This is a genomic window from Providencia sp. UF-183 (assembly GCF_058246155.1).
The window spans coordinates 170,821-192,477 of record NZ_JBSICD010000003.1 but is presented as its reverse complement, the minus strand read 5'-3'; the positions used below and the strand labels follow the sequence as shown (position 1 = coordinate 192,477).

The following is a 21,657-nucleotide window of genomic DNA, read 5'->3' as shown; positions in this document are numbered from 1 at the left end:
TTTTCTGACTAAAATTTTTATTTCTTCACCAAAATTGAAGAAAAAACACCCAGCAAACTCGTTTTGAGCTCGAAGGATAATGCCAATAATCACCCATCAAGGTCAATTGGCAGTACTAATTAGCGGTTAACGCCGCCAACACCACGACAAGCAGGTGATTTTAACGCTGTATCAGCCAGTTCGTCCCATTCTTTTGGTGTATAGGTATGCAGTGCAAGAGCATGAATGCCCCCCGCTAATTCATCCGCTAAAATAGCATAGATTTCGCGATGACGGCCAAGCATTCGTTTATTTTCAAATTTATCAGTGACTAAAATAACTTTGAAGTGGCTTTCAGAGCCCGGCAATACATTATGTTGATGGCTTTCATTAATGACATCCAAATGACTTGGCTCGAAAGCATTTTGTAATTTTTGGCTCACACGCGACTGCATACTTTGTGATGCATTGGCGACCATAAAATACTCCTTAATTTGCGGCTCACACTAGTATTGATAAGTGCAGTAAACTATATTGCACATCTCGATTATTGCTATCTTCTTATTATAGAAATATCCGATAATGACCTGACAATGTTATGATATCGACACGTTCGTGCGAATTTTTTCAAAAACTGTTGTCTAATAGTTCAGGATAATTTAGCCACTGGATTTCACATCGTGTGGCGGCTACCCGCACCATAACGAAACATTTTCAATTAGGAAAGATGAACTGGAAAAAATTATGTTAAAAAAACTGTGTTTTCCACTTTTTGCGTTGTTTCTACTTGCTGGATGTGCAACTAGCAGCAACACGCTCTCACTTGAGCCAAAAATTGCTTTACCTGCTAAAAATCCAACTCTTAATGCAACTTCAATTAGTGTGAGCAGTGTAGACAATCGCACCAATAAATCATTAGCCGAAGTCAATCGTAATGGTAGCCTAGTCGTGCTCAATCCATCCCGTGATCCGCGCTATTTAATGCAAGAAGCTGTTGAAAAACAAATGGCTGCACGTGGTTTTATGGTTACATCACCTGCCAACGTTAATTTAGTCGTTCAATTAAACAAATTAGATACGAAAGTGGCTGAGGGAAGTCTGCGCCACAATATTACCGTGAACTCTAGCGTCAGTATTACAGCAACTGCGCCAAATGGCTCAACAAAAACTCGCTCATTCACCCGCAATTTCAATACCCAAGAATTGTTAGCAGCGAATAATGCAAAAATCGAAGCGGCAATTAACAGTGCATTATCTGATTTAATTGCGGACATGGCATCCGACCAAGAAATCACCGATTTTATCAGACAAAATTCACGCTATTAAGCGGGCGAATATCCCAATTTAGTATTAAGCTGTCCAAGTTAACTCTTGGATAGCGTTGCGCGGTCAATACCTCTACAGCGCTATGTATTGCAGCAAAATCACTTTAGGCTTAGAGGGAATAATGCCTCGTTTCACACTTCCGAATAATATTACCTTAATCCTTTTAGGCTTCGTCTCAGGCTTACCTTTAGCGCTGACTGCGGGGACATTGCAAGCTTGGTTAACCGTCGAAAATGTTGATATCAAGACGATTGGCTTTTTTTCCTTAGTTGGTCAAGCTTATGTTTTGAAGTTTTTGTGGTCACCCATGATGGACCGCTATACCCCACCATTTCTCGGTCGCCGTAGAGGCTGGCTGTTAACCACACAAATCCTTCTTATTATTAGTATCGCCGCAATGGGGTTCATGAATCCTTCCGAACATTTGTGGTATCTCGCCGCATTAGCTGTCACCGTCGCCTTTTGTTCTGCATCCCAAGATATTGTATTTGATGCCTATAAAACGGATTTATTGACTGCTGAAGAAAGGGGAATTGGGGCCGCAACCTCAGTGATGGGGTACCGGATCAGTATGTTAGTTTCTGGTGGATTAGCCCTTTGGCTCGCAGATAAGTTCCTGACATGGAAACAGCTTTATCTCGTCATGGCCGGGTTAATGATTATCGGTGTAATCGCCACTTTGCTAGCAAAAGAACCTGAAGAAAACAGCGCGCCGCCTACCTCATTAAGAAAAGCGATTTATGACCCGTTAGCGGAGTTTTTCAGCCGTAACAACGCATGGCTCGTCTTATTATTATTGGTATTTTATAAATTAGGTGATGCCTTTGTGATGGCGCTCAATACCAACTTTTTACTGAATGCACTGGGCTTTAGCCTTAGTGAAGTTGGTACCGTGAATAAAACCGTCGGAATGGCTGCCACTATTATTGGTGCACTCTTGGGTGGTTATCTAATGAAAAACATGAGCTTATTTAAGGCTCTGTTTCTTTTTGGCTTACTCCAAGGTGGGTCTAATATTGGTTATTGGTTCCTCGCCGTCACGCCGCCTAATATCATGACGATGGGCTCCATTATTTTCCTTGAGAATATCTTTTCAGGAATGGGCACAGCGGCGTTTGTCGCACTCTTAATGACGTTGTGTAATAAATCCTTATCCGCAACGCAATTTGCACTTCTTTCCGCGCTTTCAGCTGTAGGGCGAGTGTACATTGGCCCAGTCGCCAGTATTTTCGTTAGTAACTATGGCTGGCCTCTATTTTATTTGATCTCCATTGGCGTTGCCGTTCCGGGGATCTTACTGTTATTAGCCTGCCGAAGTTCTTTACTCTACACGCAAGCCACAGGGCTATTCCAGCGCCGCGAGCTATACGCAAATGGCTATCGTTTCGCTGTTTACGCCCTACTTGCTGCGGTAACTTGCCTTGCGATTTGGCTACTTTCTCTATTAGCATTTTCTTTTAGTGGAATGAAAATATATCTATTCACCACACAAATTGAATTTTGGTTAGCTATCCCAAGTTATCAAAACATCCTATTTAATACTGGCATTAGCATCGGTGCTATCAGTTTAATTATCGGTGGTAGTTTAGATTTCCTCGCTGTTCGCAAAACCGTCAAGCAATAAGCAATAATTGGTTTTCCTTTCATTCTTACTTATCTATTTAGCTGATTCCCTAAGACTAACTTATTAGTTTAGGGAATCTGATCATTTCAGAAAAATAGCCCTTTCGCACAAAATACACTTAAATCACTTTTTGATCGTGACTTTGATCACCCAACCAATGAAAAATATTTCTTAATTGCAATTTTTAAGCTTAATATATCACATGTTAGAGACTAGCTAGATAACACGTTAACGAATAGTGCACTACTCAATCCCATTAATTAATTAACGAAAATAATCTATTATGAAAAAACTCCTTTGTATTGCCGCCTTAGCTTCTGTGGCAGGTACGGCATATTCTGATGATCTTTTGGGCTATCAAAATGGTTTTGCTGATATCAATATTAACTATTTAGATTGGTCGCACCGTACTGAGACCAAAACGGAGAAAACGACTCGTAAGAAAGATTTCGCGTATATTGAATTAGAAGGTGGTGCTAATTTTAATTGGGGTGAACTTTACGGCTTCTTTGATGTGGAAAACCCGCTCCATACACAACATACCGATTCAGGGCGTAATAAGCGCTATACCATCAAAACGACAGGCCGTTTTTATTTAGGTGATACAGGTTTTAATCTGTACGGCCACGTTTATGGCACATGGTCATTACCTGGAACAAAATATGGCGGTAATTTCCATGATGTCAACACATTATATGGCATTGGTTACAATACCGCTTTTGGCGATTTATGGTTTAAGCCTTTTATTGCCCTAAACTATACTGATCAAACATTCTATTCAGGTAATAATGGTTATACCGCAGGGTGGGTAGCTGGATATAATTTCAGCGCATTTGAAGAAAACTTCATGATAACCAACTGGCATGAAATGGAATTTGCACGCAATAAGCGCTACAACGGCGGTAAGCGAAATGGCATTAATGGTGCCATGGCTTTTTGGTGGAATGCGACACCACATTTAGCTGCGGGTATACAATATCGCTATGCTGACAATAAATTAGGCGATACTTTTTATCAAGACGCAATCATTTATACATTAAAGTATACGTTCTAAAAGTGTTCTAATGCGTTATAGAAAATTGTATCGAGATTTAATTTTTTTCTTTTTAAATCAAATCAATAATAATTTTTCTTAACAATTCTGCCGATAAAGTGGATAAAATAGCTTTATCGGCAAGAAAAAACGTAATTTCCCTTACCGTATTGCTTATCATTCATATCAGTTTTGTCATTTTTTCAGTTCTTTTGTATATATTTTCCTTTGAAAAATTACTAAGATAATTTAGTATTAAAGGGCTTTTATCAATATATACTTATAACCCGTATCAATTTTAACTTTTTCTTTATAAGTTCTTTACATGTGATCATATTAACATAAAGAGCTAACAATTCCGTTTCTTTGCCTTACAATCATTTACACTCGCATAACCTTACCGTAAAATGCCCGCACTGATGAAACGACAATTAGAATCTTGTCATTTGGGGTCGTGGATGAGACTTATGAACTACAAAAAAAGTATCGGAGCAATCTCGCTAGTTGCAGCAGCCTTATTATTAGGCGGTTGTGATATGGTGTTGATGGATCCAAAAGGCGCCGTAGGCGTGAAACAAAAAGAGCTAATTCTTATTGCAATTGGCTTAATGCTGCTTGTTGTTATTCCTGTTATTTTTATGACGATTATCTTCGCCAGAAAATATCGTGAATCCAACACGTCTGCTACATACCGTCCAAACTGGGCTCACTCAAATAAAATTGAGTTAGTCTGCTGGACTGTTCCTATCATCATTATCATCATTCTGGGTGCTATCACTTGGAAGACGACACATGAGCTGGACCCGTATCAGCCATTAGTGAGTGATCAGGAACCTGTCACAATCGAAGTTATTTCGGCTGACTGGAAATGGATCTTTATCTATCCAGAGCAAGGCATTGCGACAGTTAACGAAATCGCATTCCCTACTGGTGTGCCAGTTAACTTCAAAATCACGTCTGATTCGGTGATGAACTCGTTCTTCATTCCATCTTTAGGTGGCCAAATCTACGCGATGGCGGGTATGCAAACTAAACTTCATTTAATCGCGAATGAACCTGGTACTTACAAAGGCTTTTCAGCAAGCTATAGTGGCCACGGCTTCTCTGATATGAAGTTCAACGCAATTGCAACCCCTGACCGCCAAGGCTTTGATGAGTGGGTACAAAAGGTAAAAGCGTCTCCTAAGACAATGGATACAATGCAGGCATTCGACGAAGTCGCTAAGCCAAGCACAAATGTTCCTGTTACCTACTTCTCTAGCGTGAAACCTAACCTTTATAACGACATCGTTCTGAAGTTTGGTCATGAGCACCATAAAGGTCACGCTCCTGTAGAAACCAAAGAAGAATCTACAGGTCATTCTATGCATATGAGCCATAACGCTCATGCAGCAGGCGCTGAGGAATAAGGGCATGTTCGGAAAATTAACACTAGATGCAGTTCCGCTCCATGAGCCGATCATCGTTGTCACACTGATTGCTATTGTCCTTGGTGGGCTTGGCTTAGTCGGTGTGATCTCCTATTTCGGTAAATGGAAATGGCTGTGGAAAGAGTGGTTAACCTCGGTTGACCATAAAAAAATTGGTGTCATGTACATCATTGTTGCGATGGTCATGTTGTTCCGTGGCTTCGCGGATGCTGTCATGATGCGTGGTCAGCAAGTTCTCGCTTCTGCTGGCCAAGAGGGCTTCTTAAACCCTCATCACTATGACCAAATCTTTACCGCGCACGGCGTTATCATGATTTTCTTCATGGCAACCCCATTTGTTGTCGGTTTGATGAACCTCGTTGTACCTCTGCAAATTGGTGCCCGCGACGTTGCCTTCCCATTCCTTAACTCATTGAGCTTCTGGTTCTTTGTAGTTGGTGTTGTCTTAATCAACATCTCTTTAGGGGTAGGTGAATTTGCGCAAACAGGTTGGTTAGCATATCCGCCATTATCAGGCTTGGAGTACAATCCGGGGGTCGGGGTCGATTACTGGCTCTGGAGTCTCCAGATATCCGGTATTGGTACGTTATTAACAGGGGTTAACTTCATCGCCACGATTATCCGTATGCGTACGCCGGGTATGTCGATGATGAAAATGCCTGTATTCAGCTGGGCTGCGTTATGTACTAACGTATTGATTGTTGCTGCTTTCCCTATTTTAACTGTTACTCTGACGCTTCTGACGTTAGACCGTTATTTAGGTACCCATTTCTTCACTAACGATATGGGCGGCAACATGATGATGTACATCAACCTGATTTGGGCATGGGGTCACCCTGAGGTGTATATCCTTGTTCTGCCAGTGTTCGGTGTATTCTCTGAAGTTGCAGCAACTTTCTCGAAAAAACGTTTATTCGGTTATACCTCATTAGTTTGGGCGACAATCGTTATCACCGTTATGTCCTTCATCGTATGGCTGCACCACTTCTTTACGATGGGTTCAGGTGCGAACGTCAACGCCTTCTTCGGTATCGCCACAATGATCATCGCAATCCCAACAGGGGTTAAGATCTTCAACTGGTTGTTTACGATGTACCAAGGTCGCATCGAGTTTAAATCACCGATGCTGTGGACTATCGGTTTCATCATCACCTTCTCTGTGGGTGGTATGACGGGTGTTCTGTTAGCCGTACCTGGTGCGAACTTCGTTCTGCACAACAGCTTGTTCCTGATTGCTCACTTCCATAACGTTATCATTGGTGGTGTGGTATTCGGATGTTTCGCAGGTATGACTTACTGGTTCCCGAAAGCTTACGGCTTTACGCTGAATGAGAAATGGGGTGTCCGTGCATTCTGGTTCTGGATCATCGGTTTCTTCTTAGCATTCATGCCATTATATATTCTAGGCTTTATGGGTATGACCCGTCGTTTAAGCCAGAATATTGACCCTGCTTATCACTCAATGTTAGTTGCGGCTGCATTCGGTGCTGCGTTAATCGCAATCGGTATTGCATGCCAAGTTATCCAAATCATTGTGAGTATTCGTGACCGCCATGAAAACCGTGATTTAACGGGAGATCCATGGGGTGGACGTACTCTTGAGTGGGCAACTTCTTCACCACCACCATTCTATAACTTTGCGATTGAACCACACGTTCAAACTCGTGATGCTTGGTGGGATCTGAAAGAAAAAGGTCTTGCTCATAAGAAACCAACTTCATATGAAGAAATTCATATGCCGAAAAATACCGGCGCTGGCGTGATCATCGCAGCATTTAGCTTGGTTTTAGGTTTCGCAATGATCTGGCACATCTGGTGGCTCGCAATCGTTGGTTTCGGTGGAATGATCGTCACTTGGATTGCAAAAAGCTTCGACGAAGATGTTGATTACTACGTACCTGTGGCTGAAATCGAAGAAATCGAGAATAAGCACTTTGAAGAATTGCGTAAGGCAGGTGTGAACGATGTCAACTAATACAATGACTAACCAAAATATCGCCCATGCAGAGCATGGGCACCACGATGCAGGTGGCACGAAAGTATTCGGTTTCTGGCTCTATATCATGAGCGACTTGATTCTGTTTGCTTGTTTGTTTGCAACCTATGTTGTTTTGGCCGATGGAACTGCTGGCGGTCCTGCTGGTAAAGATATCTTCAGTCTGAAGTTCGTATTAGGCGAAACCTTCTTACTGTTAGTGAGTAGTATAACCTACGGCTTCGCAATGATTGCGATGCATAAAGGCAAAATCGCGGCGGTTAACTTATGGCTGTTCGCGACATTCCTGCTAGGTCTTGGCTTCGTTATCATGGAAGTCTATGAGTTCCACGAACTGATCGCTGAAGGCTTCGGCCCTGATCGTAGTGGTTTCTTATCTGGCTTCTTTGCACTGGTTGCAACACACGGTCTGCACGTTTCTGCGGGTCTGATCTGGATTGTCATCATGATGATTCAAGTCACTCGTCGCGGTCTGACTGATGTTAACAAAACGCGTTTGAACTGCCTGAGTCTGTTCTGGCACTTCTTAGACGTGGTTTGGATCTGTGTATTTACCGTTGTTTATCTTCTGGGGGCTATTTAAATGAGTCATGCAAAAGATGCTCACACTGGAGCAAGCCACGGTAGCGTTAAGACATACCTGATTGGCTTTATTCTGTCAGTCATTCTAACGGTTATCCCGTTCTGGATGGTGATGGAAGGCACAGCGACGACGGCAACAATCCTTTGGACTGTTGTCGGTATGGCAGTCGTGCAAATCTTCGTTCACTTAGTATGTTTCTTACATATGAATACCTCATCTGATGAGCGTTGGAACTTGGTTGCATTTCTGTTCACCATGCTTATTGTCGGCATCGTAGTTGTCGGCTCGCTGTGGATTATGTACAACCTGAACATCAATATGATGCTCGACTAAAGAGTTGCCGATATGTTTAAGCAATACCTGCAAGTGACCAAACCAGGAATTATATTCGGAAACTTGATTTCTGTGATCGGCGGTTTTCTCTTGGCTTCAAAAGGGTCAATTGACTACCCGCTGTTCGTTGCGACTTTGCTGGGTGTATCACTGGTCGTGGCTTCTGGTTGTGTTTTTAACAACTACATCGACCGTGATATCGACCGTATCATGGAAAGAACTAAGAATCGCCCTTTAGTTAAAGGGCTGATTGACCCGAAAGTTAGCCTGATTTACGCCGCTGCATTAGGTATTGCTGGTATGGTGCTGCTACTCGTAGCAGCCAATGCCTTGGCAATGCTACTTGCAGTCATTGGTTTCATTGTTTATGTGGGCGTCTATAGCCTGTATATGAAACGTAAGTCAGTCTATGGCACGCTAATTGGCAGCCTGTCTGGCGCAGCACCACCGGTTATCGGTTACTGCGCTGTCACAAATGAATTTGATACTGGGGCTCTGATCCTGTTATTAATTTTCAGTCTGTGGCAGATGCCTCACTCGTATGCCATTGCTATTTTCCGCTTTAAGGATTACAAAGCCGCGAACATTCCTGTGTTACCGGTGATTAAAGGGATTTCTGTCGCTAAGACACACATCTTCCTGTATATCCTTGCGTTTATGGTTGCAACGTTAATGTTAGCTATCAGCGGATACGCGGGCTATAAGTATTTGGTCGTGGGTGCAGCAGTTAGCTTGTGGTGGCTGGGTATGGCGATTTCAGGTTTCAAAACCGAAAACGACGACCGAGTCTGGGCAAGAAAACTATTCATTTTCTCAATCGTAGCAATTACTGCATTGAGTGTGATGATGTCTGTTGATCCTACAGTTTCAAGCGATACTGTTATAGCTCTCGTCAGATAACCCATCTGTTCTCTGATGACAACAATGTTTAAACGGCGGGCTTTCCCCGCCGTTTTTATTTGTCTCTGATTGCTTTTACAACTCACTTTTACGCATTCTGCCTATCCTTATGAATCTATTTTATGGTTAAATAGCCGCTTGCTATTATAAGCTAGATATAAAATGCACCATTAAAAGCTATAACTCGTTGAATTTAAAAATTAAAGATAAATATCTCCCATAAAGATTCAAAATAGTTCGAGTTGTAGCAAGACGGCAAACGAAGATATTTTAGGGATGACCTAAGTAGCTAAGAGAAGCCAACACCGCTACAGCTCCAATTACTAGCAATTGGATTTAAATAATTTTGCTACAACATAAAATGAATTTATTCAAAATAGTTCGAGTTGTAGCAAGGCGGCAAAGTGAGGACATCGCAGGGAGCATACATAAGTATGTGACCTGTGTGGCCGAACGAAGCCAACACAGCTACAGCTTGAAATATGACGAATAAAAATGAACGATAACAAAATGACATCCGCAGAGCTCAGATCCACATGGGGTTTAGGCTCTGTATTCTCCTTGCGAATGCTTGGCATGTTTATGGTTTTACCCATTTTGACCAGCTACGGAATGCACTTACAAGGGGCAAATGAATTTTTAGTGGGCGTTGCCATTGGCATTTATGGTCTGAGCCAAGCACTTTTTCAGATCCCTTTTGGTTTGATGTCAGACAAAATCGGTCGTAAGCCACTCATAGTTATTGGTTTAATCATTTTTATTATAGGTAGTATCGTTGCTGCGCTCAGTGACTCCATTTGGGGCATTATTATTGGCCGCGCATTGCAAGGCGCTGGTGCGATATCCGCTGCAGTAATGGCGCTACTGTCTGATTTAACCCGTGAACAAAACCGTACCAAAGCGATGGCATTTTTAGGGATAAGCTTTGGGCTAACTTTCGCGATTGCGCTTGTTTTAGGGCCTATCATTACCCATCTAATTGGGTTAAATGGGCTATTTTGGGGAATTGCCCTGCTTGCCGTTGGCGCGATTGCACTCACTATTTTTGTTGTGCCAAACACCAACACCCATGTATTGAACCGTGAATCCGCCTTTGTGAAAGGCAATTTAAAAACCGTTTTAGCCCAGCCTCAATTATTAAAATTAAATATCGGTATTTTGTGCCTGCACACTTTGCTGATGTCGAGCTTTGTTGCCCTGCCCCTCATCATGACAAAAGCGGGTTTTCTCGCCCAAGATCATTGGAAAGCCTATTTAGTCACCATGCTAATTTCCTTTGTGGCTGTTTTGCCTTTTATTATCTACGCAGAAAAATACCGCAAAATGAAGCAAGTCTTCCTGTTCTGCATCGCGCTATTGGCAGTTGCAGAAATTACATTATGGTTCTCTGGTAGCCAGTTATGGGCCATCATCCTTGGCTTACAGATATTTTTTATTGGCTTCAATATTATGGAGGCCATTTTGCCATCGTTGATTAGCAAGGAAGCACCTGCAGGCTATAAAGGAACCGCGATGGGGGTTTATTCCACTAGCCAATTTTTAGGTGTTGCCCTTGGGGGGATTGTCGGTGGCTGGTTATATAACTTCGAAGGGGCAGATACCGTCTTTATTGGTGGGTTGATCCTGACAATCCTTTGGTTTGTCGTTAGCTTAACCATGAAACAACCGCCATACGTCAGCAGCATTCGCATCGAATTGCCTGCACACCTAAAAAACACTCAAGTGCTGGAGCAAAAGCTACGAGCTCAAAATGGCGTCATGGAAGCCTTGGTTGTCGATGAAGAACTCAGTGTCTACGTTAAAGTTGATCGAAAAATCATTAATCGCGAGCAACTGGAAGCCATTATTCAGCAGTAAAAAAATAGGCCTGCAAAATTGCAGGCCTATTTTTATTGATAACTTACTCGCCGTGATTAATCACGGAAATTATTAAATTGGAAAGGCTGGCCTAAATTTCCGCCACGAACTAATGCCATGACTGATTGTAAGTCATCACGCGCTTTGCCCGTCACACGCACTTGATCGCCCTGAATTTGCGCTTGAACTTTCAGCTTACTGTCTTTGATTAGCTTAATAATTTTTTTTGCAATCGCCGCATCGATACCCTGTTTGAACGTCACTTCAACACTGTAGGTTTTCCCGCTATGAACAATATCGTCAGGGACATTTAGCACTGCGCCATCAATACCACGCTTTGCCATTTTTTCTCTCAAAATATCAACCAGTTGAAGAACTTGGAAATCCGATTCACTGGTGATTTTCACTGATTCATTTTTATCGTTCAGTTCAAAGCTCGCTTCGACATTTTTAAAGTCCCAGCGGCTCGTTAACTCGCGCTGCGCATTTTCTACCGCATTACGCACTTCATTCATTTCAACTTCAGACACAATATCAAATGATGGCATTGTTCAGACCTCTAAGGATATTTTTTGTTACGTGCATAATAACGTTTTTAGCCACTGTACTTCAAGTTATCAGGGTATAAGCCCTTCCCTACGCTATAATTACCCCACACTAAGGTATATACTGGTTAGATAGCCAATGTCAGAGATGACAAGGTGTTAGAGCACATATTTCAGAGGGACACTATGAAAATAACCCTGATCGGTTGTGGTGCTATCGGTAAGCTGTGGCTTGCTGCACTCACCTTACAAGGCCATGATACTCAAGGCTGGCTACGTGTGGCTCAGCCTGATTTGTTTGTCGATGTGAATGAGCCTGATGGACGTACTTTTCGCGAACTCATTCCCTGTAACAATATCAATCACCTACAAACCAGTGAGCTCGTGATTGTCTGCTTAAAAGCATGGCAAGTTTCCGATGCCTTATTACCTCTACTTGGCAACATTCCCGAAAAAACACCGATTTTACTACTCCATAATGGAATGGGAACAATAGAAGAATTGGTACCTTTACGACATCCTATTTTAGCCGGTGTGACAACCCATGCCGCTTGGCAAGAAAACAACCAAGTATTTCATGTTGCTCACGGAATGACACACATTGGGGCGATCAATTCACAGGCACAAACCTATTACCCTATTGCAGATGTTCTGCATGAAGCACTTCCTGATGTCGCTTGGCACAATCAAATTTTGACGACCTGTTGGCGAAAACTGATCGCTAATTGCGCCATCAACCCACTAACTGTGGAACACGATTGTAAGAATGGTGAATTAGTGCACCATACTGAACAAATTTCACGGATTATTGATGAAATCTGCCGCGTGATGGCTGCTGAAGGGTTGCACACCGATAAAACAGAGCTAACTGAGTATATTAATGGCATCATTCAAAATACCGCCAATAACTACTCATCCATGTTGCAGGATATTCGCAATAATCGCCGTACTGAAATTGATTACATAACTGGATTTTTAATTAAGCAAGCCAGAGCTCATGGCTTAAGCACTCCTGAAAATGACCGTTTGTATCATTTAGTCAAAAATAGAGAACAACAATATGACGACTTCCGTTCTAATTTGCATCACCCATGGTAGTGAGGAAATTGAAACTGTCACTACCGCAGATTTATTAGTCAGAGCAGGTATTCAAGTCACTCTTGCCAGTGCAAATGAAGACGGCTCCCTGCAAATTACAGCTTCTCGCGGTATGAAACTCATCGCTGATACCTCACTTATTAAGGTTGCAGATGAGCCTTTTGATGCCATCGTCCTTCCAGGTGGCATTCAAGGTGCTGAAACATTTCGTGATAGCCCATTAGTGGTTGAAAAAGTACGCCGCATGCACCTTGATGGTAAAATTGTTGCAGCTATCTGCGCTGCCCCCGCCGTCGTTTTAGAATATCACCAGCTATTTCCACTCGGAAATATGACTGGCTACCCAACGATGAAAAATCAAATTCCAGCCGAAAAATGGGTAGATCGCCGTGTTTACTTTGATGAACGCGTCAATTTGCTGACAAGCCAAGGACCCGCTACGTCCTTTGATTTTGCCTTGAAGCTTATCGAGTTATTAGTCGGTCGAGAAACGGCAGGAATGGTTGCCGGACAGCTAGTTTTACCGAATGGAATTAACGACTATTTGGAAGATAAACTCCAGATTCATTCCCACCATGAATAAATGGTTAAGAACCAATTAACACACTGAATTAAAAGAATTTATTTTACAAATAATGACAAGAAAAGCCTTTGACACTCACGGCTTTTTGTTATGATTGCGACGGGTGCTTGGATCATTTTTGGTTCAAGCATGAACTAGAGCCAAAAAGATAAAAGCCCCGAATTTAGATGTTAATCTTAATCCGAGGCAGTCTCAAAAACCTAACAGTTTGATTCTGTCTCCTTTTAGAAAAGGAGTCAAGAGGAATGGCCAAATTTGCCCTTGTAGGGTTAATTACCGTGTGTCTTACGGTATTGAGTTTTTCAGGCATGATGCAAGAAAGGTTGTGTTCGTTAAGCATCAGTAGCGGAAACACTCTGGTTCAAGCTACTTTATTGTGCGGTAAGTAGTCTTGTGGGGGAGTTATCTCCCCCACATTTCTCTTTGATTGGTTTGGATGATACAAGCACCCTACCTTATTTATCACTCATATGGCATACCACTATCATTGGTTTTTCCCAATAGAATTAACGACTATTTGGAAGATAAACTCCAGATTCATTCCTACCATGAATAAATGGTTAAGAACCAATTAACACACTGAATTAAAAGAATTTATTTTACAAATAATGACAAGAAAAGCCTTTGACACTCACGGCTTTTTGTTATGATTGCGACGGGTGCTTGGATCATTTTTGGTTCAAGCATGAACTAGAGCCAAAAAGATAAAAGCCCCGAATTTAGATGTTAATCTTAATCCGAGGCAGTCTCAAAAACCTAACAGTTTGATTCTGTCTCCTTTTAGAAAAGGAGTCAAGAGGAATGGCCAAATTTGCCCTTGTAGGGTTAATTACCGTGTGTCTTACGGTATTGAGTTTTTCAGGCATGATGCAAGAAAGGTTGTGTTCGTTAAGCATCAGTAGCGGAAACACTCTGGTTCAAGCTACTTTATTGTGCGGTAAGTAGTCTTGTGGGGGAGTTATCTCCCCCACATTTCTCTTTGATTGGTTTGGATGATACAAGCACCCTACTTTAATTTATGGTCGATAAACCTTAATATTATCAAACCCTTGTTCTTTGAGGTATAGTGCCTGTAAACGGCTCATTACCCCACGGTCACAATATAATAGATAGGTTTTATCTTTGGGTAAGTCACCAAATTGTGTGCTGAGTTTGTAGAATGGAATATGTTTGATTTCCATACCTTCAACTTTCAAAGGCTTATCTTCGAACTCATCAATAGAGCGGATATCCACAATCACTTCATTTTCGACTGAAAGCTCACTGACCATTTCAATCTCAGGGACTTTCTCCAGACTTTCTTGTGCGATTTGGCGAATATCAATATTTTGTGCCTGCTCAACAACAGACTCTAAAATACCAAAGTCAAAGTTTTCTTCTTCCGCTTCGATGCGCGCTTTTACTGCTTTCACCGTTGGGCTTTTCGAAATTACACCACAATATTCCGGCATGGTTTTCGCAAAATCTTCGGTACCAATTTGGCGAGCCAATTTGATAATGTGTTCTTTATCATGGGATATCAGCGGCCTTAATACTAAGGTATCAGACGCATTATCAATCAAACGTAAGTTTGTTAAGGTTTGGCTAGAAACTTGCCCAAGCGCTTCACCCGTCACAATCGCTTGCACGCCATAACGCTCTGCGACTTTAGACGCTGCACGCACCATCATGCGTTTTAATACGACACCCATTTGGCCATCGTCGATTTTTTCTAAAATTTCCGCGACAACGGGTTCAAAATTAACGGCAATAAAGCGAACTTTATGAGAGCTACCAAAGCGGTTCCATAAATAGTGAGCAATTTGTTTCACACCAATTTCATGGGCTGCGCCCCCTAAATTGAAGAAACAATAATGCACACGGCAACCACGACGCATTAACATGTAGCTAGAAACGCCAGAGTCAAAACCGCCTGAAATCAATGATAAAACGTCTTCTTGAGTCCCAATAGGGAAACCACCGATCCCTTCAATGCGTGCTTTAACTAAGATGAGTTTGTCATCTTCAATTTCTAAATGCACCGTGGTATCAGGGTCTTTAAGCTTCACTTTCGCAGAAGCAATGTGTTGATTTAACCCGCCGCCAATGTAGCGCTCGGCTTCAATAGAGGAAAACTCGTGCTTACCGCGACGCTTTACACGCACACAGAACGTTTTATTTTCTAATGATGGGCCATAAGCTTCATGGGCCATTTCAAAGATATGGTGCAAACTGGTAAACGGTTTTTCTTCGACTTCAAGAATATGGTGAATACCGGGAATACGGCCCAGCATGTCACAAATTTCGTCATGCTTCGTTTCCCCTTTCACACGCACTTCTATGTTATCCCAATTACGGACAACCGAAATTTCTTCGCCAAGTGACTTAAGCACGTTACGAATATTGCTGGTCAAAATTTTAATAAAACGTAGCCTAACAGTTTGGCTTTTAATGGTAATTTCTGGGAATAACTTAATGATAAACTTCATAATAGCTGCATGTTCATGGTTGTTGGGGCAAACGAATGTATCTAACAGTGACACATCTGCACGTTACCAATTGTCAATAAAGAGGCGTATTATAACACTATCTTGCGGACTGAATCTAAAAACACCAATAATAAATTGTAACCGTAGCAAGACTGCGTTAGTCTGCTAAATATTTAAAATACCCCAAATATATTGATTTAACATTAGTGGCTAAACAACATGGCTAAAGAAAAATCTCAGCAAGTTCCAACGGTTAGTTTCGAAAATTCACTTCAAGAGCTGGAGCAAATTGTTGCTCGCCTCGAATCTGGATCTCTTCCATTAGAAGATGCGCTCAACGAATTCGAGCGTGGTGTTCAAATCGCCAAACAAGGCCAAAAAGTCCTGCAACAAGCCGAGCAGCGCGTACAAATCTTGCTTAGCGATGATGAAAATAAACCCCTTGCCGATTTTTCACCTGAAACTGAATAAATTATGTCTGAACAACTTCCAGATAGCTTCGCGCTGCAACAAAAATACGCCTACGACAGAGTTAACCAATACCTATTAGATACGCTAAATTCGCTCCCTTTTGCCGAACTGCCGCTGGCCAATGCCATGCGTTACGGCGCATTATTAGGTGGAAAGCGTTTACGCCCCTTTCTAACTTACGCAGTCGGTTCCATGCTGGGTGTCAGTGAAGAAAACCTTGATGCACCTGCATCAGCGGTTGAATGTATTCATGCTTATTCATTGATTCATGATGATTTACCCGCAATGGACGATGATGATTTGCGTCGCGGTCAGCCAACTTGTCATATTAAGTATGGTGAAGGTAATGCCATTTTAGCGGGCGATGCCTTACAAACCTTAGCATTTCAATTACTTGCATCAGCAAAAATGCCTAATGTCTCTGATAAAGACCGCATTGCGATGATAGCTGAACTCGCATATGCCAGTGGTCTTGCGGGGATGTGTGGCGGCCAAGCCCTTGATCTAGATGCAGAAGGCAAACGTGTTGACCTTGCTTCGTTAGAACGTATTCATCAACATAAAACTGGCGCGCTGATCCGTGCAGCCATTCGCCTTGGGGCATATGCCGCGGGCAATAAAGGCCATCAATTGTTACCAGCCTTAGATAAATACGCTGAATCCATTGGCCTTGCCTTTCAAGTACAAGACGATATCCTAGACGTCATTGGTGACAGCGCAGTAACGGGCAAGCGTCAAGGCGCGGATGCCGAGCATGAAAAAAGTACCTATCCATCTCTACTTGGCCTTGAGGCTGCACAGAAAAAAGCGCGTGAGCTATATCATGATGCGATAGACGCTTTAGAGACGATCCAATCCCATGGGTATAATATAGATATGCTAAGTGCTTTAGCTAATTTTATTATTGAGCGTAAAAGCTGACAATATGCTTTGCCTTTAGGCATTAAGAAGACTGATAATTACGGCATTGATTACCCGACGTAGTTTAAGCTGTAAAACGGGCTTTACCTTAAATATTTGATGTGACAGGCCAGAGGCTAATAGAACAAATCGCGAAACATCGGCTTTTATGTCTGGTTAGCGTAAGAAAATACAGCCCCTTACTGTCACTGAAAATAGGACGGGTATTTTTGATTAATTATAAGTGAGCACCTAATGAGTATTGATATCGCTAAATATCCAACGCTAGCATTGGCAGAGACGCCAGATGAGCTTCGTCTGCTGCCCAAAGAAAGCTTGCCTAAGCTTTGTGATGAACTCAGACAATTTTTACTGAGTAGCGTGGGTCGCTCTAGCGGTCATTTTGCCTCTGGTCTTGGTGCAGTAGAACTGACTGTTGCCTTGCATTATGTCTACAAAACACCGTTTGATAACCTAGTTTGGGACGTAGGCCACCAAGCGTATCCCCACAAAATATTAACGGGACGCCGTGACCGCATTGATACTATTCGCCAAAAAAATGGCTTACACCCATTCCCTTGGCGTGATGAAAGTGAGTATGACATTTTAAGCGTTGGCCATTCCTCAACATCCATTAGTGCCGGTTTAGGTATGGCCATTGCGGCAGAAAAAGAGAAACAAAACCGTAAAACTGTGTGTGTGATTGGCGATGGTGCAATCACGGCGGGTATGGCATTTGAAGCCATGAACCACGCGGGGGATGCTGCACCTGACATGTTGGTGATCCTTAACGACAATGAAATGTCGATTTCTGAAAATGTCGGCGCGCTAAATAACCATTTGGCTCACCTGCTTTCTGGCAAGCTGTACACCACATTACGCGAAAGTGGCAAGAAAGTGTTTTCTAACATGCCACCGATTAAAGAATTACTGAAAAAAACCGAAGAACACATCAAAGGTATGGTGGTTCCCGGTACAATGTTTGAAGAGCTTGGCTTCAATTATATCGGCCCTGTCGATGGTCACGATGTTGTGGCGCTCACCCAAACATTGAAAAATATGCGCGACTTAAAAGGGCCTCAATTCCTGCATATCATGACGAAAAAAGGTCGTGGTTATGAGCCTGCGGAAAAAGACCCAATTAGCTGGCACGCTGTGCCTAAATTTGACCCAAGCACCTTTACGTTACCCAAAAGCAAAGAAACTGGCCCAACATTCTCCAAAATTTTTGGGGATTGGCTGTGTGAAGAAGCAAAAGGCGATGACAAATTGATGGCTATCACGCCAGCTATGCGTGAAGGCTCTGGTATGGTGCGTTTTTCAAAAGAATTCCCAGACCAATATTTCGACGTCGCAATTGCTGAGCAACATGCAGTCACCTTTGCCGCTGGTTTAGCCATTGGGGGTTATAAGCCAATTGTGGCCATCTACTCAACATTCTTACAACGTGGTTATGACCAAGTCATTCACGATGTGGCGATTCAAAAAGTTCCCGTAATGTTTGCGATCGATCGTGCGGGGATAGTAGGTGCCGATGGGCAAACTCACCAAGGGTCTTTTGATATTTCATTCCTACGCTGCATACCAACTATGGTTATTATGGCTCCAAGTGATGAAAACGAGTGCCGCCAGATGCTACACACCGGCTACCATTATAACGATGGCCCAAGTGCTATCCGTTACCCTCGTGGTACAGGTACAGGGGCTGAGCTTCAGCCTTTAGCACCATTGCCAATCGGCAAAGGCATTGTCCGTCGCCAAGGTGAAAAGGTTGCTATTTTATGTTTCGGTACTTTACTCGCTCACGCGCTTGAAGCGGCAGAGCAATTAAATGCGACCGTTGTCGATATGCGCTTTGTGAAACCACTAGATGAAGCATTGATCCTCGAAATGGCAAATAGCCATGATGTGTTAGTAACACTCGAAGAAAATGCCATCATGGGTGGTGCAGGCAGTGGCGTGAACGAATTTTTAATGCAGGAAAAGAAAATGATCCCTGTATTAAACCTTGGTCTACCAGACTACTTTATCTCTCAAGGTAGCCAAGAAGAGCTGATTGCTGACCTTGGATTAGATGCTAAAGGCATTACAAATTCAATCACAAGCTACCTGAATAAATAACCCCTTATTGAATGAGAGTCATTATTTCACGTAATGACTCTCATTCTTTAAATACACACAAATTGAGTAATAAATTAATTTGTTATAAAAATAGTTATTTTAAATAACAACTTTCACATATCCCCATTAATTTAATATCATCCCTTTCAATAAAAAAACCAAATATAATCAGCTAATAAACAACAATGTTTATCTCTTTACCCAGAAATAGAATATAAACAAAATTATTGCCTTGAATGTAAATTTCAAAAATAAACACATGCAAATTATATTTAAATCTATTATTATGAACCATGTCACTGTATGACTGCGCAATTTAGGCTCTGACTTATATTCGTTATAAATTACTTAACCATCTAAAAGTAAAGTAAAATATATTAATAACGACTATATTATTTTAACAATTTTAACCAGGCTTTAATAATTAATTATTTTCCTTTAATTTATCACTGGAAATTAATAACATTATTCCAACTACAATTTACATATAGTTTCTCTTTATTTATTCAATTTTAATAATTAGATTTGGGAGCGCTTATGTGTGGACAATATATTAACGAACCCTTGTATTTATCCATAGCACATTGGGTAATGAAGCAAGGTCGTTGGACAACAGCCAGAGAAATATCTAACAATTTCGATATCCCGCATCCTAATGCCGTTAATATTGTCTCTTATATTCTATCGGATGTGGCTGAGATCCAATGTGAAGTTAAAATGATCCCGAATAAACTGTCGGGTCGTGGGTGCCAATGCCAGCGTTTAATAAAAGTGAGTAAAATTGATAACCAACTTTATTCTCGTTTAAGAAACCACCAATCGGAAAAAGTCACCATTGATTCCCCCGTGAAAGCGGCCTCAATGCCACCAAGTGAACTGAATAGAGAGCAGAAATGGCAATGGATGTTATCCAAAGCACAACGCCGCTAGTTAATGTGTTATATCAATAAAAAAACGCAGGTTTTTAAACCCGCGTTTTTTATTTCCGACCAGTACTTATTGCCCTTTAGGCTTCACATCTGTGGTGCCAAACAATTTCGGTCGATTAATTTCAATTTCAGTAAGGGGCTTAGTCTCTTCGAGTCCAATAAGATAGCGACCAGCAAGATCCTGATACTCTTTGGTATTTAGCTGCTTCCAATGTAATTCTTCATCCCTAACCTGACGAAGAAACCGCGCAGGGCTTCCCACTAACATCTGCCGCGGTTCGCCTTGAAAGCCCGCTTTAACAAAACTCATCGCAGCGACAATGCTTTCTTCACCAATCACAGCACCATCCATGATGACGCTATTCATTCCGACTAAAGCATCACGGCCAATGATACATCCGTGTAAAATAGCGCCATGACCAATATGCCCGCACTCCCGCACAATGGTTTCCACATCACTGTAACCGTGCATAATGCAACAATCTTGAATATTGGCCCCTTTTTCAATTACCAAGCGCCCATAGTCCCCTCGAAGTGACGCATTAGGCCCAACAAATACCCCTTCCTTGATAATCACATCACCAATCACAACCGCGGAAGGATGTACATACGCTGTTGGGTGAACCACGGGCCTTACGCCTTCAAATGAATAGAAGCTCACAATTAACCTCTCAGATGACTAGACTAGCGGCCTTTCCAGCTTGGTGAGCGTTTTTCTGCAAACGCTAACGGCCCTTCTGTCGCATCTTCCGAATGTAAAACCGCTGGGTAGTTGGTTAGTGCCCCACTACGCATCAGTTTATAACCTTCTTCTACTGTCAGTTCCCCAGTCGCACGGAAAATTTCTTTTAATGCTGCAACCGCTAATGGTGCGCTTTGCGTGATTTGCTCCGCTAGCTCACGGGCTCTATCCATTAATTTTTCAATGGGCACCACGTCATTCGCAACCCCCCAACGTAAGGCTTCTTGAGCATCCATGCGTCTGCCTGTCATCACCATTTCATTGACAATAGGTGCCGGTACAATTTTCGGCAGGCGTAAAACACCGCCACTGTCTGGGACAATCCCTAATTGGGCTTCAGGCAGCGCAAAACTGGCATTTTCTGAACAAATAATCATATCTGCCGCCAATGCAAGCTCAAAACCGCCACCAAATGCATAGCCGTTCACTGCCGCAATCACCGGTTTATTCAGATTAAAAATCTCGGTTAAGCCAGCAAAACCGCCAGGGCCAAAGTCCGCATCAGGGGCTTCACCTTCCGCAGCAGATTTTAGATCCCACCCCGCAGAAAAGAAGCGCTCTCCTGCCCCGGTAATAATGGCAACTCTTAAGGATGGGTCATCTCGAAAGTTAAGAAAAACTTCTCCCATTTTGAAACTGGTTTTTGCATCTATCGCATTCGCTTTAGGCCTATCGAGTACGATTTCCAAAATGGAGCCATTACGGGTAACTTTTAATGATTCGCTCATAGTGCAATCCT

Annotated in this window: 22 protein-coding genes; 17 read left to right on the top strand and 5 right to left on the bottom strand. The window is 42.3% G+C overall.

The genetic code is table 11. The annotated features are described in order from the left end of the window. Window positions 1-119 precede the first annotated feature (119 nt). Window positions 120-458 (bottom strand): transcriptional regulator BolA, encoded by a 339-nt coding sequence (gene bolA, locus AC4IFT_RS03815; RefSeq protein WP_490731763.1) that lies wholly within the window; start codon window positions 456-458, stop codon window positions 120-122. A 265-nt stretch (window positions 459-723) separates the two neighbouring features. On the opposite strand from bolA, the gene AC4IFT_RS03810 reads away from it, so the two are divergent. The 9 genes from AC4IFT_RS03810 to AC4IFT_RS03770 all read left to right on the top strand — a co-directional run bounded on the left by AC4IFT_RS03810 (window position 724) and on the right by AC4IFT_RS03770 (window position 11,061). Then, on the top strand, window positions 724-1,305 hold the full coding sequence (locus AC4IFT_RS03810) for a YajG family lipoprotein (RefSeq protein ID WP_490731761.1): 582 nt from the start codon (window positions 724-726) through the stop codon (window positions 1,303-1,305). A gap of 121 nt (window positions 1,306-1,426) precedes the next feature. Beyond that, window positions 1,427-2,929 carry a muropeptide MFS transporter AmpG gene (ampG, locus tag AC4IFT_RS03805; RefSeq protein WP_490750654.1) on the top strand — a complete coding sequence of 501 codons (1,503 nt, stop codon included), beginning with the start codon at window positions 1,427-1,429 and terminating at the stop codon, window positions 2,927-2,929. Window positions 2,930-3,212: 283 nt separating this feature from the next. After that, the gene (locus AC4IFT_RS03800; RefSeq protein WP_490750653.1) at window positions 3,213-3,983 is read left to right on the top strand and encodes a nucleoside-specific channel-forming Tsx family protein; all 771 of its coding nucleotides are present in this window, start codon (window positions 3,213-3,215) and stop codon (window positions 3,981-3,983) included. A 437-nt stretch (window positions 3,984-4,420) separates the two neighbouring features. Continuing rightward, the gene (gene cyoA / locus AC4IFT_RS03795; RefSeq protein WP_219245752.1) at window positions 4,421-5,371 is read left to right on the top strand and encodes a cytochrome o ubiquinol oxidase subunit II; all 951 of its coding nucleotides are present in this window, start codon (window positions 4,421-4,423) and stop codon (window positions 5,369-5,371) included. A 4-nt stretch (window positions 5,372-5,375) separates the two neighbouring features. After that, complete coding sequence (cyoB, locus tag AC4IFT_RS03790; protein ID WP_219245751.1) at window positions 5,376-7,367, top strand: cytochrome o ubiquinol oxidase subunit I; 1,992 nt, start codon at window positions 5,376-5,378, stop codon at window positions 7,365-7,367. Further along, window positions 7,357-7,971 (top strand): cytochrome o ubiquinol oxidase subunit III, encoded by a 615-nt coding sequence (locus AC4IFT_RS03785; RefSeq protein WP_219245750.1) that lies wholly within the window; start codon window positions 7,357-7,359, stop codon window positions 7,969-7,971. The genes cyoB and AC4IFT_RS03785 overlap by 11 nt, the downstream gene beginning before the upstream one ends. Beyond that, complete coding sequence (locus AC4IFT_RS03780) at window positions 7,972-8,304, top strand: cytochrome o ubiquinol oxidase subunit IV (protein WP_219245749.1); 333 nt, start codon at window positions 7,972-7,974, stop codon at window positions 8,302-8,304. It begins immediately after the preceding gene. Window positions 8,305-8,316: 12 nt separating this feature from the next. Continuing rightward, window positions 8,317-9,204: a heme o synthase gene (gene cyoE, locus AC4IFT_RS03775; protein ID WP_219245748.1), complete on the top strand. Its 888-nt coding sequence runs from the start codon at window positions 8,317-8,319 to the stop codon at window positions 9,202-9,204. A 495-nt stretch (window positions 9,205-9,699) separates the two neighbouring features. Next, a complete protein-coding gene (locus tag AC4IFT_RS03770) occupies window positions 9,700-11,061 on the top strand; it encodes an MFS transporter (protein ID WP_490750652.1) in 1,362 nt (453 codons plus the stop codon). Window positions 11,062-11,117: 56 nt separating this feature from the next. On the opposite strand, the gene AC4IFT_RS03765 is transcribed toward AC4IFT_RS03770, so the two are convergent. Next, window positions 11,118-11,609 (bottom strand): YajQ family cyclic di-GMP-binding protein, encoded by a 492-nt coding sequence (locus AC4IFT_RS03765; RefSeq protein ID WP_042846924.1) that lies wholly within the window; start codon window positions 11,607-11,609, stop codon window positions 11,118-11,120. A 183-nt stretch (window positions 11,610-11,792) separates the two neighbouring features. Between AC4IFT_RS03765 and panE the strand changes: the two genes are divergently transcribed. The 4 genes from panE (at window position 11,793) to AC4IFT_RS03745 (ending at window position 14,232) form a co-directional block, all read left to right on the top strand. Further along, window positions 11,793-12,704, top strand: a complete 912-nt coding sequence (panE, locus tag AC4IFT_RS03760; protein WP_490750651.1) for a 2-dehydropantoate 2-reductase — start codon at window positions 11,793-11,795, stop codon at window positions 12,702-12,704. Then, window positions 12,667-13,287 (top strand): protein deglycase YajL, encoded by a 621-nt coding sequence (gene yajL / locus AC4IFT_RS03755; RefSeq protein ID WP_490750650.1) that lies wholly within the window; start codon window positions 12,667-12,669, stop codon window positions 13,285-13,287. The genes panE and yajL overlap by 38 nt, the downstream gene beginning before the upstream one ends. A 245-nt stretch (window positions 13,288-13,532) precedes the next feature. Next, a complete protein-coding gene (locus tag AC4IFT_RS03750) occupies window positions 13,533-13,676 on the top strand; it encodes a Hok/Gef family protein (protein WP_490731747.1) in 144 nt (47 codons plus the stop codon). Between the two features lie 412 nt (window positions 13,677-14,088). Continuing rightward, complete coding sequence (locus AC4IFT_RS03745; protein ID WP_490731747.1) at window positions 14,089-14,232, top strand: Hok/Gef family protein; 144 nt, start codon at window positions 14,089-14,091, stop codon at window positions 14,230-14,232. 71 nt (window positions 14,233-14,303) lie between these two features. Here AC4IFT_RS03745 and thiI read toward each other — a convergent pair whose 3' ends face one another. Further along, a complete protein-coding gene (thiI, locus tag AC4IFT_RS03740) occupies window positions 14,304-15,755 on the bottom strand; it encodes a tRNA uracil 4-sulfurtransferase ThiI (protein WP_490731745.1) in 1,452 nt (483 codons plus the stop codon). Window positions 15,756-15,974: 219 nt separating this feature from the next. Here thiI and xseB point away from each other — a divergent pair, with 219 nt between their 5' ends. From xseB to caiF, 4 genes are all read left to right on the top strand, one after another. Beyond that, entirely contained in the window at window positions 15,975-16,226 is a 252-nt protein-coding gene (gene xseB, locus AC4IFT_RS03735; protein ID WP_219245742.1) for an exodeoxyribonuclease VII small subunit, read from the top strand. Window positions 16,227-16,229: 3 nt separating this feature from the next. After that, the gene (ispA, locus tag AC4IFT_RS03730) at window positions 16,230-17,147 is read left to right on the top strand and encodes a (2E,6E)-farnesyl diphosphate synthase (protein ID WP_490750649.1); all 918 of its coding nucleotides are present in this window, start codon (window positions 16,230-16,232) and stop codon (window positions 17,145-17,147) included. Between the two features lie 234 nt (window positions 17,148-17,381). Beyond that, window positions 17,382-19,247, top strand: a complete 1,866-nt coding sequence (dxs, locus tag AC4IFT_RS03725; RefSeq protein WP_490731741.1) for a 1-deoxy-D-xylulose-5-phosphate synthase — start codon at window positions 17,382-17,384, stop codon at window positions 19,245-19,247. Between the two features lie 537 nt (window positions 19,248-19,784). After that, complete coding sequence (gene caiF / locus AC4IFT_RS03720; protein WP_206084583.1) at window positions 19,785-20,177, top strand: carnitine metabolism transcriptional regulator CaiF; 393 nt, start codon at window positions 19,785-19,787, stop codon at window positions 20,175-20,177. A 66-nt stretch (window positions 20,178-20,243) separates the two neighbouring features. Here the strand turns inward: caiF and caiE are convergent, their stop codons facing one another. Further along, window positions 20,244-20,837 carry a carnitine operon protein CaiE gene (gene caiE, locus AC4IFT_RS03715; protein ID WP_490750648.1) on the bottom strand — a complete coding sequence of 198 codons (594 nt, stop codon included), beginning with the start codon at window positions 20,835-20,837 and terminating at the stop codon, window positions 20,244-20,246. A 23-nt stretch (window positions 20,838-20,860) separates the two neighbouring features. Beyond that, window positions 20,861-21,646: a crotonobetainyl-CoA hydratase gene (gene caiD / locus AC4IFT_RS03710; RefSeq protein ID WP_490750647.1), complete on the bottom strand. Its 786-nt coding sequence runs from the start codon at window positions 21,644-21,646 to the stop codon at window positions 20,861-20,863. Between the last annotated feature and the right edge of the window lie 11 nt (window positions 21,647-21,657).